Origin of the sequence: Kosakonia radicincitans DSM 16656 (genome assembly GCF_000280495.2) — a bacterium.
GTDB lineage: Bacteria > Pseudomonadota > Gammaproteobacteria > Enterobacterales > Enterobacteriaceae > Kosakonia > Kosakonia radicincitans.
The window spans coordinates 2,791,068-2,805,104 of record NZ_CP018016.1 but is presented as its reverse complement, the minus strand read 5'-3'; the positions used below and the strand labels follow the sequence as shown (position 1 = coordinate 2,805,104).

Here is a 14,037-nt window from a genome sequence, read left to right as displayed (position 1 = left end):
GAAGAAACGGATGAATCTTATCGTTAAGCACGAAGTGACTGAGCAGGACCAGAGCGAGCTGTTTGCCGGGCTACGGCGTTACAACCAGCAGTTTGTTAATCTCAGCGAGTGGTCGCATCTGGCAGTCTATTTCCGCGACGACAGCGGTGTCATGCAGGGGGGCGTGATTGCCCGCCAGGAAGGGGAATGGCTCAATATTCATTATCTCTGGGTGCATGAATCGCAGCGCGGCAACGGGCTGGGGCGCGATCTGTTGCTGCGGGCCATGCAGGAAGCGCTGGCGCTCGGCTGTCGCCACGCGCTGGTCGATACCTTCAGCTTTCAGGCGTTGCCCTTCTACCAAAAACTGGGGTTTGAGGAGCAGATGACGCTGGCGGATTTCCCGCATAAAGGGATGCAGCGTCATTACCTGACCAAAGATTTACTGGCCTGATGTCAACCCGCCAGATCTTGCAAATTCTCAGGTGCGGTTCCGCTGGAGTATGCCGAAAGCTGGCCAAACAGCGGATCCCACTGCGCGATCTCCAGCGACGCAATTAGCCCCTCGCGGGAAAAGGGATCGGCTTCCACCATCGCTTTCACTTCGCTGATGTCGCGGGCGCGAAACAGGATAAAACCGCTGCGCAACGCCGCGCCTTTTATCGGCCCGGAGGCGATGATTTTCCCCGCGTTGATAAGCCCTTTCAGGTACAGCACATGCTCACGGACATGCGTATCCCACCCGCTGCCGTCCGGGTGTGACATAGTGACGGTATAAACATTCATTCAATGATGCTCCTCTCTGCTCAGTGAAAATCGAGTGTAGTCATCCCTCATGGTATTTAAAATGGGCTGGTAATGGCTTCAGAAACAACCAGGAGTAGTGAATGCTGGATAAAATCACCGGAATGCGCGTTTTTGTTAGCGTGGTGAAAAAAGGATCCTTTGCCGCGGCGGCACAGGCGTTAACCCTCTCTCCGCAAATGGTGGCGCGCCACATTGCGGCGCTGGAGCAACACCTGGCGACGCGGCTGTTAAACCGCACGACGCGTAAACAGAGCATAACCCCTACCGGGCAGGACTATTTCTACCGCTGCGTAGCCATACTGGATGCGCTGGACGAGGCCGAGCGGGCCGCGCGCGGGACGGCGCTGCTCCCCTCCGGCACGCTCAGGCTGAACGCTCCCGTCACTTTTGGCCGCTACGCGCTGGCCTCGTTTCTGACGGCGTTTCTGCAACGTTACACGCAACTCCGCGTGGAGCTGACGCTGACGGATGCGCTGATCGATCCGTTGGAACATGGCATTGATGCCGTGATCCGCATTGGAGAACTGGCGCCTTCCCTGCGGCTGGTGGCCAAACCGCTTTCACCCTACCGCCTGATTGCCTGCGCCTCGCCGCGCTATCTGGAAAAACAGGGCACGCCGCAACATCCCGACGAACTACAACAACACAACTGCCTGGGTTTTACGCCCTGGCTGCACGACAACGCCTTCCACTGGCCTTTTACTCATGGTGATGATCGGGGGGGCGTTCAGGTCAGCGGTTCGTTAACGATCAATGACTGGGGCGCGATGCTGGAGGCCGCGCTGTGCGGCGGCGGCGTGCTGCTCGGCTACGAGCTGGCATTATCTGAACCGCTGCGCCGCGGTGAACTTGTCCGTTTACTGCCGGAGTATGCGTTTCCGCAAAAAGCCATGCATCTGCTGTATGACCCGCGCCGCGCAGGCGAAACCCGTTTACGGGTGCTAATTGATGAGCTGTGCGCCCGCTTTCCCTGAGCCGCTCGGGAAAACGCCCTCCGGAGTGAGGAAAACCAGCGGCGCGCAATTATTCGCAGTAGTAGCAGTGATTACGGGGCTGCGGTGGTATATGAACCGGTCACATGGGTAACACTTTCTGATTTAATCGGCCCTGATTATACGATGGTTTCGTCTGGCATCCGTTTATGCCTTTTGTAGCATCGCTTCGTTGGCCGCTACCGCACGGTTACGCCCCTGCACTTTCGCCTGATAGAGCGCCTTATCCGCGCCCTCTTTCAGCCGCTGCGCTTCGTCGGTGTTCAGTTCGGCGGTGATGCTGTAACACCCGGCGCTGATGGTCAGCGTGCCGTGCGTGCCGCCGGTTTGCTCATGCGGTATTTGGGCACCGCGTACGATGTTAACCGCCTGGCGTGCGACGAAAAGCGCCGCTTCCGGGCCGGTATCCGGCAGAATAATGGCGAATTCTTCACCGCCGTAGCGGGCAATCAGATCGCGCGTGTTCAACTGCAGTTTATGCAGAATTTCACCCACCGCCCGCAGGCAGTTATCGCCAGCAACATGGCCGTAATAGTCGTTATAGTGCTTGAAATAATCGATATCGATCATGATAAGTGATACCGGTTTTTGCTTCAGCGCAGAGGCTTTCAGGCTTTTTGCTAAAAAGAGATCAAACTGCCGACGGTTGGCCAGGCCGGTCAGCCCGTCTGCCAGCGCCATCAGTTGCAGCGTGTGGTTGATGCTGGTCAGTTCATCACGCAGTTCGGCAAGTTCGTTCTGGTTGCGAACGTTCATGCGTACCTGGCGGAAAATAATCGCTCCCATCAGCAGCGTACCCAGCAGCAGCATAATATTCAGCACCAGATCCGGCAGGCTCTCTTTCACCCAGTTCGCCCACAGCGCCGGTTTGTCATAGCCTGCGGCCACCACCAGTGGATAGCGCTCCAGCCGCGCAAATCCGTAAATGCGCTCAACATGGTCCAGCGCGGAAACCCAGGTGCCGTTGCCGCGATCTTTTTTCTCCAGTTCCTGCGTAAACAGCGGGCTGGCAGAGAGGTTACGGTTAATCACATCATCCGCAAACGGGCGCACATACAGGGTATTGCCGTCGGTATTTAACAGCGCCAGAAGATCGCGGTTTTGCAGCTCAAAATAGCTATAAAAATGACGGAAATAGTCGAGTTTCACCGTTGCCAACAGTACGCCGATAAAGCCGCCAGCGCTGTCACTGATGCGTAAAGAAACCGGGATCACCAGATCGCCGGTCGAACGGCTGCGGATCACATGCCCGATATGAATACTGCCGTGGCCGTTACGCCGATGATAGATAAAGTATTCGCGGTCACTGTTGTTGGACTGTGCCGGAATTTTGCCAAACGACGTGGCGATCATATTGCCCTGCGGATCGTAGACCATGAGTCCATGCAGTTGTGGAATATGTTGCTGGAGTTCTGACAGATAGTTATTGAACTGATGGTTATTGATGTCGCTGAGGCCCGTGGCGGGCAGATTACGCCGGATATCCCGCAGGGCCGTTTCTGCCTGCAGAAACGTGTCTTCAGCCTGGCGCGCCTGCGAAACCGATAAGTTAATGGCTTCGCGTTCGGCATCCGCCACTTCCTTTTGCCATGAGCGGGTCAGTGTCCATGCGCTGGTTGCGATACCCGCCACCAGCAGCGCAACCATACAGAATGTAATACTACGTCCCAGGGAAGAGTTGAGCGCCAGCCCACGTGCGACCCGTTTCCTGAAATTCATCGTCTCCCCTTCATCACGTCTCCCGATCTGTAATTAATCATAGAAGCACGATGATTTATAAACCAAATAACTCAGACTTTTTTGCGGCTCGTCAGCGATGGAGAAATGCGTTGAGGCCAGTTGATGGGGGAAACGCCATTGAGTACCGGGCGGGCAAACAGGAATCCCTGGAAGCGCTGAACGCCTACCGCTTCCAGCCAGCACCACTCTTCGATTTTTTCGACGCCTTCAGCCACCACGGTGATTTGCAGTTCGGCGCAGCAATCGAGAATGGCTTTCACAATCGCCTGCTTCGGGCCGTGCAGATGAATGTCGGTGACAATGGTGCGGTCGATTTTGAGTTTGTCGGGCTGGAATTTGGCCAGCAGCGACAGCCCGGCAAAACCGGAACCAAAATCATCGATCGCCAGGCCGATTCCGGCGGCGCGAAGCTGGCGAATGGCCCAGGTGAACTCTTCGTAGCCGGAAATCACCTCATCTTCCGTCACTTCAACGATGATTTGCCCTGGATTGAGATGATTGCGGGTGATGTGGTTGAGCAGAATGTCCACCGCGCCGGGAATTTTCACCAGCGACATCGGTAACAAATTAATGGCCACTTTGTGGTTGCCAATTCCCAGGCGGCTGGCCATTGCCAGCGCCCAGCCTTTGGAGGCGAGATCCGCTTCATGCAGCTTGTTGGGCGCAATGGTGGCGAAATACTCCTGCGGGCTGCCGCCGTTCGGACCGCGGATCAGCGCTTCCAGCGAAGAGATATTGCCGCGTAGCGGTTCAATGATCGGCTGGAAGGCGAACTGACACGGCTGGCCTTCAGTAATCGGCGCGCTGACGTTGGCGAACGGTGGGCTTTTAATGGTGAAAGACCATTGTTCCGGCTCGGTATTGCGTATCCCGCCATTGCTCTTCGGCGAGGCGATAAAATTGCGGATAAATTTGTAAACCCGATCATTGCTCGCCAATTGATACTTCAGCGTGCCAAAACGCAGAATTGCGCGCAGAACGGCGGGCGCTGTCATCGAGCAGAGATCAAACAGCATCATGCCGCGATCGACGAACCGGCGGCGCGGCGCATAATCACGCAATAATTCAACCACATTGCTATGGCGGGTATCACGGTTTATGCGCTCATAGACCACATTCACTGCGGTCAGCGGCCCTTCAAGAACCTGTAAGAAATGATCGCCATCGAACAGTAAAATCCCCGTGACCTGCAACTGTGAATTGCGCAGATTTGCTCGCTCGACAATTGCAGTCAGTTGAGAGGGATCTAATGTGTGATTCAGGCGGCTACGGTAAATCAAAGTCGCTAACACGAGAAGCTACCCTCAGAATGCCTGGAAAAAAACGATTAGATGATGCAATCGCGCGATCTTAGCAAGATTGAAAGCATTCAGTTCGTTGATTAAGGGGCATTCTGTTAGCGTTCTCGCTGGCTTAAAATGGTGAGTCGGGCACGATAACCGTTACGAATGTGTTGACAAGCCGCTTCCTGTGCGGCAAGGCGGTCCCGGCGCGCCAGCGCATCAACAATCGCCTGATGCTCGCGCTTTGCCTCTTCGGCCCGCTCTTTTAGCTCGTAGGTGGTGCCGCGCAACAGCGACAGATGGATGCGCAAATTATCCAGCATTTCGTTCAGATAGGGATTGTGCGTGGCGCGGTAAATCTGGCGGTGGAACATTCGGTTATGATCGTGCAGCGCTTTGCTGTCGGTAAGCGTCGCTTCTTTGTTGATCATCTCCTGCAACAGCGCAATCTCTTCCTCCGACGCGGCGGCAACCGCCAGATCCATTGCCAGACGTTCCAGCCCTTCGCGCACATCAAACAACTGGCGAAGACGTTCATAGCTGATATGCGCAATGATCAGCCCGCGTTGCGGACCGGGTTCGGCAAGACCCAGCGTTTCCAGCCGGTGCAGCGCTTCACGGATGGGAGTACGGCTCAGGCCAAACTGCTCCGCCAGCCGCGTTTCCTGCAAACGTTCTCCGGGTTGCAGTTCCCCTGCCTCAATGGCGGAAAGCAATATTTCAAAAGGCGTCAAGCCCGCGTCGCGACCCGTCGATTTCACGTTTTTAGCTCCGTTTAACTGTTCTTTATTGGCCTTAATTAAGGCTGTGCACCCTGCCGTAGCATCTTGCCACAGGAAAGGTAACGCTTTTGCTTTTTTTGTTCTGAGCTTATCCAGAAATTATCTTTTGACGTTTATCTGATGGCTGCTATGTTTAATTTATATTCATTGTATACAAATGAATTCAATAAAAGACAAAACGAATTTCTGACATTTTTATTTGTAAGCCAATACTAGGGAAATCTTGTTTCACAATGACAAATAATGCAGATGTTGAACTAACCCGCGGAAAACAGTTAAGCCATTTTATTAGCCATGCGAACCAACTCACCGTGCCGCCAGCCGTGCGACATGAAGCTAAACGCGCACTGATCGATTTTCTTGGCGTCGCGCTCGGCGCCGTTAATGATGATGCGGTTAATGCAGTTCGCAAGGTGGCGAAAACATGGAATGCTTCCGGCGAATCGCGCATTTTCCTTTCCGGTACAACCACTCCCGCGCTTGCCGCAATGATTAACGCCACCATGGCGCATGCCGCCGATTACGACGATACCCACCCTGCTGGCGCAGGTCATCCGGGCGGCCCTTGCTGGTCTACTGCGCTGGCGATGGCGCAGGCATATCCGCTGGATGAAGAGCAGGTGCTGCTGGCATTTATTACAGGCTTTGAAGTGATGGCGAAACTTGGCGGCGGTTGGGTGCCTGGTGTCGGGCGTAATCTGCAGCGCCGTGGTTTTCATCCCACTTCCGTGGTCGGACGCGCCGGTGCCGCGGCCGTTGCTGCGGTAATTTTGCAGCTTTCACCAGAGCAGGTATGCAATGCGCTCGGCGCGGCAGCCACCATGATGGGCGGTTTGCAGAAATCGTCTGGTACGCACGGCAAACCTTTCCACGCCGGTAAAGCGGCAATGGATGGCATTCTCGCAGCGCAACTGGCGGCTGAAGATTTTGTCGCTGCACACCATTTTTATGAAGCGGATGGCTGGGTAAAAATCTTTATCCAGGACGGCAGCGCCGAGATCCCTCCCCTCGACTTCGGCGAAAGCTGGGAACTGCTGACCAATGGCTACAAGCTGTACGCCAGTTGTCGCGGCACGCATGCCTCCATCGAAACGGCGCGCAAAATTTATCCGCAATTACAGGGGCGGAAAATCACCCGTATCACTGCGAAAGTCCACCCGATGGGGATGGTGAATGCCGGGATCATGAATCCCCGCACGCCGCTGGAAAGTAAATTTAGTATTCCACACTGCATCACACTTGCCCTGAGTGGTTATGCGCTGACCGACACCGATTTCACCCAGACCACGGTTGACGATCCCCGCCCGCGCGCCCTGCTGCCGCTGCTGGAGATTGAGGCGGTAGACGGGCAATCCGCCAGCTCGGCATTTATTGATGTCTGGCTGGATGACGGTTCGGTTATCCACGCACATACTGATGTTTATCGCGGACATGCGCAAAACCCACTGAGCGATGAAGAGCTACACGCCAAGTTTGACGCTCTGACTATCCCCGTCCTCGGCACAGCACGTAGCGCCGCCCTGTATGACGCTGCCGCACATTTTGAGCGCCCGGGTTCTCTGGCGCTGATCACCGGACTGCTGGCCGGCGATAACTGATTCATTTTTGGTACAGGACATTATCATGACCATTGCCCGACAACTTGCCGGTAATTTGCTGGCGTTCTCCCGGCAGGCTTTCCCGCAGGCGGCGTATGCCCAGGCACGCACCGCGATTATTGACACGCTCGGCGTGACGCTGGCCGGTGGCGTTCAGGAAGGCGCTGTAAAATTGCGCAGCGTTATTGTTCCGGGTGCCGCCAGCGGCAATAGCCGCGTATTCGGCACCGACCTGAAACTGAACGCGCTGGATGCCGCGCTGCTGAACGGTGTCTCTTCTCATCTGCTCGATTTTGATGATTCTAATTCATGGCTGCACGGCCATATTTCCGTGGCGGTTTTGCCTGCGCTGCTGGCGCTGGCGGATGAACGGGATCTGAATGGCGATGCGGTGCTGCGCGCCTATATTACGGGCTATGAAACGGCGGTACGCATGGGCAAGGCAGTCAGCCCTTTTCAGTATCGTCACGGCTGGCACCCGACGACCACGGTCGGGGTATTTGCAGGCGTTGCCGCCTGTGCGGTGATCCTCGCGCTGAATGAAGAGCAGACTGCTACCGCGCTGTCGATTACCGCGTCGCTGGCCAGTGGCATCAAATCCAATTTTGGCAGTGAAACCAAAGCGCTGGCGGTAGGTCAGGCGGCACGCAGCGCAGTCATGGCCTGCAAACTGGCACAAAGCGGTTTTACCGCCGGGCAGCGCGCATTTGAACAACACCAGGGTTACTTCCATGTTTACAACGGGGTGGAGAATGTGGATTCGCTACCGCTGACCGAAAGCTGGAATGAAACGCCCTTTATTCTCGATACCGTGAAAAGCAATAATTACAAATACTTCCCCTGCTGCTACGCTATTTTATCACCGCTTGATGGTGTGCTGGCATTACGCGAAGAGACCGGCCTGCAACCGCACGAGGTTGAGCGGATCGCCGTGCAGGTTCACCCGATTCGTTTTCCGCATATCAATATTCCTGAGCCGGTCAATCCGCTGGCCGGAAAGTTCAGCCTGCACTACTGCGTGGCGCGGGCGTTTGTTACCGGTTCGCTGACGCTGGATGATTTTATTGATGATGCGCTGTTCGCCGATCCGGCCACGCAAACGTTAATGCGCAAAGTGACGCTGGAGCGTCATGATGAAGAGATCACCCATAGCGCGTTTGTGACGCTTACCACCACCGACGGGCGTGAGTTTATACGGCGTGTCGCCGGAGCGCGGGGTTCCAGTCCGGCTATTCCGCTCCCGGATAATTTGATTGAACAGAAGTTTCTTGACTGCGCCAGCCGCGTGTTGTCGAAAGAAGCCGCGCAGGCGCTCTATCAACGCCTGCTGCACGATGATTTCCGCTAACGGGACGCAAAATGGGCCTGACGTTAATTCCACCCGAGATCACACCGATGTTTGCGGCAGTGATGGTATTTTGCAGTTTCCTCACCTCGGCGCTGACAGCGGCAATGGGATTGGGTGGCGGTACGGCCCTGCTGGCGATCATGGGGCTGGGCATGCCGGTCAGCAGCCTGATGCCGGTGCATGGTTTAGTGCAACTCGGTTCAAACCTGAGCCGGACCCTGATCCAGCGCCTGCATGTCGTGTGGCCGCTGGTGCTGTGGTTTCTGCTTGGTTGCGCCGTCGGCATTGCCGTTGGCGCGCCGGTGGCCGCGGTGATCCCGGACAGCGTTGCGCGCATTGCGCTGGGGCTGTTTATTCTCTGGTCGGTGTTGCGCAAACGTGGCGAACAAAAACCGCTCAGCCGTCCGTTTTTCATCATCGGCGGTGGGATCAGTAGTCTGGGCACGATGATCGTTGGCGCAACCGGGCCAATGGTGGCCGGGCTTATCAGCTCGCAAGGGTTGAAACGCCAGCCGCTGATCGCCACCCATGCAACCTGTATGGTATTGCAACACGGGCTGAAAATTCTGGCATTCGGGGTGATGGGATTTGCCTGGGCCAACTGGTTACCCGTGCTGACGGCGATGATTATCAGCGGCGCGCTTGGTACCTGGCTGGGAACGCGGGTACTGGATAATGTGCCGGAGCGGCTGTTCCGCATTTTGTTCCGCCTGACCATGATCCTGCTGAGTGCGCAGTTGCTGTGGCAAGGTGTACAGCGCTGGTAATAATGCCTTCGGTCGCGTGTGAATATGCTTTACTAAATTCGTTCTTTGCTAAATGCGCTATGGATGGCGAACATAGGTATACAAACGGACACGCGAGTAAAACTAGTAATAAATACAGTTAATTAATCGGATAGCCACTTTTAAAAAGGATAGCCCATGCTGAAAAGAACCCATCTTGCTGCGTCAGTTCTGTTGCTGGCGCTGGGCAGTTTGTTGATGCCTGCTCAGGCGGAAAATGCCCCTGTTACAAATGGCGATACCCTGAAGAAAATCAAAGCCCGTGGTGAACTGGTTTGCGGTGTTCACCCTGCCCGCCACGGTTTTGCCGCCATCAACAGCAAAGGTCAGTGGGAAGGCCTGGATGTTGATTTCTGCCGCGCGCTGGCATCGGCGGTATTTGGCGATCCGTCAAAAGTACGTTTCACCCCGCTGTCGACGGCGCAACGCTTTATGGCGCTGCAATCCGGCGAAGTGGACGTGCTGTCGCGTAATACGACGGCGACATTAACCAATGACGTTGCGCTGGGCATCAGCTTCGCGCCACCTAACTTTTATACCGGTACCGGTTTTATGGTGCGCGCCAATAGCGGCGTGAAGAAAATTGAAGATCTCGACGGCGCAACCGTTTGTGTCACGCCGAGCAGCACCGAGCGTAACGTGGCGCAGATTTTCGGTTCGCGCAATTTGCACTACACCCCGGTGGTTATCGAGAACAATAAAGAGTATGTGGCGGCCTATCTTTCCGGGCGCTGTGACGTGATTGCCCGCGATAAAGTGGCGCTGCCGGGTATTCTGGCATTTGATACTGACAAGCCGCAGGATCACGTGATCCTGCCGGGGATGTACTCAAAAGAGCCGCTGGCGATGGCGGTGCGTAAAGGCGACAGCCAGTGGTACGACATTGTGAAATGGGTGGTTTACGCCACCTTTGATGCCGAAGAGATGGACGTCAACCAGGGCAACGTTGACGAAAAACTGAAGTCCACCGATCCGGATGTCCAGGCACTGCTGGGCGTGACCGGCGGTTTTGGTCAGAAACTCGGCCTCGATGACAAATGGGTGTACAACATCGTCAAACAGGTGGGCAACTATGGTGATATCTACAACCGTCATTTTGGCCCCAACAGCCCCGAACCGCTGGCTCGTGATTTAAATAATCAGTGGAACAAAGGCGGCTTGCTTTACGGTCTGCCGATCCGCTAACCGCAAGGCTGTCCTCATCCGGGGGCAGCCCCTTTCACCCCGCTAAGAACAACGTTTAATGATGAAACAGTCTGACAACTCCGGTGCTACGGTGATGGCGTCTGCCACCACGCAACCGGCCGCCGCGTTTCGCCTTTTCACCTTTTTCGGCGGCAAAACCGTACGTAGCTGGTGCTATCAGCTGCTGCTGGCGCTGCTGTTAACGGGTTTTAGCTACTGGCTCTACAGCAATGTGGTGGCGAACCTGCATGCGCAGCGCATTGCGACCGGTTTTGGTTTTTTGCATCAGAGCGCGCAGTTCGCCATTGGCGAAACACTGATTAACTACACGCCGCAGGACAGTTACGCCCGCGCACTTGCCGTCGGCCTGCTTAATACCCTGTATGTGACGCTGTGCGGCATTGTGCTGGCAACCGTGCTGGGGTTTATCGTCGGCATTGGCCGCGTCTCGAAAAACTGGCTGCTGGTGAAAATCTCGGTCACCTACGTTGAAATGTTGCGTAACGTGCCGGTGATTTTGCATGTGATTTTCTGGTCGATGGTGATCCGCAACCTGCCCGCACCGCGTGACGCGATTGCGCTGCCGGGCGGTTTTTTAACCAATCGTGGATTAACCTTTACCGTGCCGGCCGCTCACAGTGGCTGGCTGTGGGCTTTTGTTGCACTGCTGGTGGCCTGTGCGCTCAGTTTGCTGCTTTCGCTGGTGGCGCGCCGCTGGCGTGAGCGCCACGGCAAAATGCTGCCCACCGGGCGCATTCGGCTGGCGCTGATTATCGGCCTGCCATTACTGGCTTGGTGGTTGTGCGGCGCACCGCATGAACTGAATCGCCCGGCGCTGCGCGGTTTCAATTTCCGCGGCGGGTTTAATATCACCCCGGAGTTTACTGCCCTGCTGCTTGGCATTGCACTCTACTCATCTTCCTATATCGCCGAGATCGTTCGCGCAGGCATTCAGTCTGTACCGAAAGGCCAACTGGAAGCGGCGCGCGCCCTGTCGTTTTCGCCGTGGCACGTGATGCGTCATGTGGTGATCCCGCAGGCGATGCGGGTGATGGTGCCGCCGCTGGCGAGCAAGTATGTCAGCCTGGCGAAGAACAGCTCGATTGCCGTGGTTATCGGCTATCCGGAACTGGCGAATATCAGCAACACCATGATGAGCCAGACCGGCCAGGCGCTGGAGGCGATCGCCATTATGATGGTGGTCTATCTCATCATCAGCGGAACGACCTCACTGCTGATGAACCTGTTTAACCGCTACGTCGCCATTAAAGAGCGCTAAGGAACCGTTATGCAAAATACCGTGGTTTTCTGGCTGCGCCGTAATCTGTTCAGCAGCGTTGCGCAGACGGTACTGACCTTGCTGCTGTTAACCGTAATAGGGCTGGTCGCTTCAACGCTGATCCGCTGGGGCATTATCGACGCCGTTGGTTTTCATGGCACGGCAGAACAGTGTCGGGCCGCCACCGGTGCCTGCTGGGCAGTGATTGGCGAAAAGTATCGCCCGATCCTGTTTGGTCTCTATCCCTATGATGAGCAGTGGCGTGCAGCGCTGGCGATGCTGGTGTGGTTTATCACCATTGGTTTATCGCTCTCGCCGATGTGCTGGCACTCGCGCTTATTGTGGCCGCTGTGGCTGGTGTCGATTGCGCTGATGTCGGTGTTGATGAGCGGCGGTCTCTTTGGGCTGAAAGCGGTGCCTTCTTCTGACTGGGGTGGCTTGCCGCTCACCCTGCTGCTCTTTTCCGGTACGGTGATCATTGGTATGCCGGTTTCGGTAATCCTCGCGCTCGGACGCCGTTCGCCACTGCCGTTTCTGCGCGGCCTGTCGGTCATTTTTATTGAAGGTCTGCGCGGTGTGCCGCTGATCACCATTCTGTTTGTCGCGGTGAATGTGTTCCCGCTGTTTTTACCGGCGGGAATGGAGGTTAATAAACTGCTGCGTGTGATTATTGGTATCGCACTGTTCTTTGCCTGTTACCAGGCGGAAGTGATCCGTGGCGGTTTACAGGCAGTGCCGCGCGGTCAGTATGAAGCCGCTGCCGTGCTGAATCTGGGGTACTGGCACACCACCACGAAAATCGTGCTGCCGCAGGCGCTGCGTATCTGCCTGCCAGCGGTGACCAACCATATTATTGCGGCAATGAAAAACTCGTCGTTTGTCATCATCATTGGGTTGTTCGATGTGCTGACTGCCACTACCGCTGCGATGCAGGATCCGCAGTGGCGTCGCTACTACATCGAAACCTATGTGTTCATTGCCAGTCTCTATTTAGTGTTTGGCTTTTTGCTTTCCCGTTATGCCGTGTGGGTAGAAAAACGCATTGATGCCAGCCGTAATCCTGAAGGAGTTTCCTGATGCAAGCCACTTCGCCCGCGCAAGACGCGATTATTCAATTAACCGGTGTCAGTAAATGGTACGGGAAATTTCAGGTGCTGGATGAGGTGTCGCTCAGCGTGAAAAAAGGGGAACGCGTGGTGATCTGCGGCCCTTCCGGCTCCGGTAAATCAACGCTGATCCGCTGCATCAACCGGCTGGAAGAGCATCAGAAAGGCCAGATTCTGGTGAACGGCATCGAAATGAACGACAACGTACGCAATATCAGCCGTATCCGTCTGAGCATTGGCATGCTGTTTCAGCAGTTTAATCTGTTTCCGCACTTAAGCGTGCTGGATAACCTGATTATCGGGCCGACGCTGGTGCGCAAGATGAGCCGCGCGCAGGCAACGGAACTGGCGATGCATTATCTGGAAAAAGTGCAGATTGCCAATCAGGCGCATAAGTTCCCGCTGCAACTCTCCGGCGGCCAGCAACAGCGCGTGGCTATCGCCCGCGCGCTCTGCATGCAACCGGAGATTATGCTGTTTGATGAACCCACTTCGGCGCTCGATCCAGAGATGATCAAAGAAGTGCTGGATGTGATGCTCGATCTCGCTGAGAGCGGCATGACGATGATTGTGGTGACCCATGAGATGGGGTTTGCCCGTACCGTTGCGGATAACGTGGTGCTGATGGCCGACGGGCGCATTGTCGAATCCGCTCCGCCAGAAACCTTTTTTACCCAGCCTGCGCATCCACGTACCCGCCAGTTTCTCGACCAAATCCTTAGCCATTAATTATTGCGCGGCGATACTTACGCCGCGCAGTATCCCCATTCCCATATTCTCGCCTGTCCAATACCCCTGCAAAATATAATGTTTTTTTGACTGTTGTTGAGGCAATATTTAATCGATGCTGCTGTTTTACTGATATTTGGCTGCGCAAAAATGTAAACACATTAGCCTGCTATGTTAATGTTTCTATTTTTCGTCGCTTAATTTTTAGGCTTTTATGCATGGCTGGCTGGTAATTTAGCTTAAGGATTTACTTATGGCTGGTGAATTTTCATTTCATCATTTTTCTTTCGCAAAATCATAACAATATTTATCAACAGAACTGTAAGCCTGACTTAAAAAATATTTATCACAGCTACTTTCCGTCAGCCTCAGGTTTGTGGAAAATGCATCGGTAATAACAACAAATCGACTGGCCGGTAAATTA

Annotated in this window: 13 protein-coding genes; 9 read left to right on the top strand and 4 right to left on the bottom strand. The window is 55.1% G+C overall.

Annotated elements, in window-relative coordinates; all coding sequences use genetic code 11:
- Positions 1-10: 10 nt before the first annotated feature.
- Positions 11-433, top strand: a complete 423-nt coding sequence (locus tag Y71_RS13540; RefSeq protein ID WP_007375057.1) for a GNAT family N-acetyltransferase — start codon at positions 11-13, stop codon at positions 431-433.
- Positions 434-435: 2 nt separating this feature from the next.
- On the opposite strand, the gene Y71_RS13535 is transcribed toward Y71_RS13540, so the two are convergent.
- Positions 436-765 carry a YciI family protein gene (locus Y71_RS13535; protein WP_007375058.1) on the bottom strand — a complete coding sequence of 110 codons (330 nt, stop codon included), beginning with the start codon at positions 763-765 and terminating at the stop codon, positions 436-438.
- 101 nt (positions 766-866) lie between these two features.
- Here Y71_RS13535 and Y71_RS13530 point away from each other — a divergent pair, with 101 nt between their 5' ends.
- Positions 867-1,760, top strand: a complete 894-nt coding sequence (locus tag Y71_RS13530) for a LysR substrate-binding domain-containing protein (protein WP_007375059.1) — start codon at positions 867-869, stop codon at positions 1,758-1,760.
- Between the two features lie 165 nt (positions 1,761-1,925).
- Here the strand turns inward: Y71_RS13530 and Y71_RS13525 are convergent, their stop codons facing one another.
- The 3 genes from Y71_RS13525 to Y71_RS13515 all read right to left on the bottom strand — a co-directional run bounded on the left by Y71_RS13525 (position 1,926) and on the right by Y71_RS13515 (position 5,562).
- Positions 1,926-3,497, bottom strand: a complete 1,572-nt coding sequence (locus Y71_RS13525) for a GGDEF domain-containing protein (protein WP_035943463.1) — start codon at positions 3,495-3,497, stop codon at positions 1,926-1,928.
- A gap of 71 nt (positions 3,498-3,568) precedes the next feature.
- Complete coding sequence (locus tag Y71_RS13520) at positions 3,569-4,810, bottom strand: diguanylate phosphodiesterase (RefSeq protein ID WP_007375061.1); 1,242 nt, start codon at positions 4,808-4,810, stop codon at positions 3,569-3,571.
- 104 nt (positions 4,811-4,914) lie between these two features.
- A complete protein-coding gene (locus Y71_RS13515; RefSeq protein WP_007375062.1) occupies positions 4,915-5,562 on the bottom strand; it encodes a GntR family transcriptional regulator in 648 nt (215 codons plus the stop codon).
- A 254-nt stretch (positions 5,563-5,816) separates the two neighbouring features.
- On the opposite strand from Y71_RS13515, the gene Y71_RS13510 reads away from it, so the two are divergent.
- The 7 genes from Y71_RS13510 to Y71_RS13480 all read left to right on the top strand — a co-directional run bounded on the left by Y71_RS13510 (position 5,817) and on the right by Y71_RS13480 (position 13,613).
- Positions 5,817-7,181 carry an MmgE/PrpD family protein gene (locus Y71_RS13510; RefSeq protein WP_007375063.1) on the top strand — a complete coding sequence of 455 codons (1,365 nt, stop codon included), beginning with the start codon at positions 5,817-5,819 and terminating at the stop codon, positions 7,179-7,181.
- A 25-nt stretch (positions 7,182-7,206) separates the two neighbouring features.
- Positions 7,207-8,529 (top strand): MmgE/PrpD family protein, encoded by a 1,323-nt coding sequence (locus Y71_RS13505; RefSeq protein ID WP_007375064.1) that lies wholly within the window; start codon positions 7,207-7,209, stop codon positions 8,527-8,529.
- An 11-nt stretch (positions 8,530-8,540) separates the two neighbouring features.
- Positions 8,541-9,296, top strand: coding sequence for a sulfite exporter TauE/SafE family protein (locus Y71_RS13500; protein WP_007375065.1), 756 nt, complete (start codon positions 8,541-8,543; stop codon positions 9,294-9,296).
- 156 nt (positions 9,297-9,452) lie between these two features.
- Positions 9,453-10,499, top strand: coding sequence for an amino acid ABC transporter substrate-binding protein (locus Y71_RS13495; protein ID WP_007375066.1), 1,047 nt, complete (start codon positions 9,453-9,455; stop codon positions 10,497-10,499).
- A 58-nt stretch (positions 10,500-10,557) separates the two neighbouring features.
- Positions 10,558-11,778, top strand: a complete 1,221-nt coding sequence (locus tag Y71_RS13490; protein WP_007375067.1) for an amino acid ABC transporter permease — start codon at positions 10,558-10,560, stop codon at positions 11,776-11,778.
- Positions 11,779-11,787: 9 nt separating this feature from the next.
- A complete protein-coding gene (locus Y71_RS13485) occupies positions 11,788-12,855 on the top strand; it encodes an amino acid ABC transporter permease (RefSeq protein ID WP_007375068.1) in 1,068 nt (355 codons plus the stop codon).
- Entirely contained in the window at positions 12,855-13,613 is a 759-nt protein-coding gene (locus Y71_RS13480) for an amino acid ABC transporter ATP-binding protein (protein WP_007375069.1), read from the top strand. The genes Y71_RS13485 and Y71_RS13480 overlap by 1 nt, the downstream gene beginning before the upstream one ends.
- Positions 13,614-14,037: the final 424 nt, after the last annotated feature.

Bases quoted from the DNA above. Each gene is read 5' to 3' on its own strand.
- Y71_RS13540 (WP_007375057.1), top strand. From the start codon at position 11: ATGAATCTTATCGTTAAGCACGAAGTGACTGAGCAGGACCAGAGCGAG.
- Y71_RS13535 (WP_007375058.1), bottom strand. From the start codon at position 765: ATGAATGTTTATACCGTCACTATGTCACACCCGGACGGCAGCGGGTGG.
- Y71_RS13530 (WP_007375059.1), top strand. From the start codon at position 867: ATGCTGGATAAAATCACCGGAATGCGCGTTTTTGTTAGCGTGGTGAAA.
- Y71_RS13525 (WP_035943463.1), bottom strand. From the start codon at position 3,497: ATGAATTTCAGGAAACGGGTCGCACGTGGGCTGGCGCTCAACTCTTCC.
- Y71_RS13510 (WP_007375063.1), top strand. From the start codon at position 5,817: ATGACAAATAATGCAGATGTTGAACTAACCCGCGGAAAACAGTTAAGC.
- Y71_RS13505 (WP_007375064.1), top strand. From the start codon at position 7,207: ATGACCATTGCCCGACAACTTGCCGGTAATTTGCTGGCGTTCTCCCGG.
- Y71_RS13500 (WP_007375065.1), top strand. From the start codon at position 8,541: ATGGGCCTGACGTTAATTCCACCCGAGATCACACCGATGTTTGCGGCA.
- Y71_RS13495 (WP_007375066.1), top strand. From the start codon at position 9,453: ATGCTGAAAAGAACCCATCTTGCTGCGTCAGTTCTGTTGCTGGCGCTG.
- Y71_RS13490 (WP_007375067.1), top strand. From the start codon at position 10,558: ATGATGAAACAGTCTGACAACTCCGGTGCTACGGTGATGGCGTCTGCC.
- Y71_RS13485 (WP_007375068.1), top strand. From the start codon at position 11,788: ATGCAAAATACCGTGGTTTTCTGGCTGCGCCGTAATCTGTTCAGCAGC.
- Y71_RS13480 (WP_007375069.1), top strand. From the start codon at position 12,855: ATGCAAGCCACTTCGCCCGCGCAAGACGCGATTATTCAATTAACCGGT.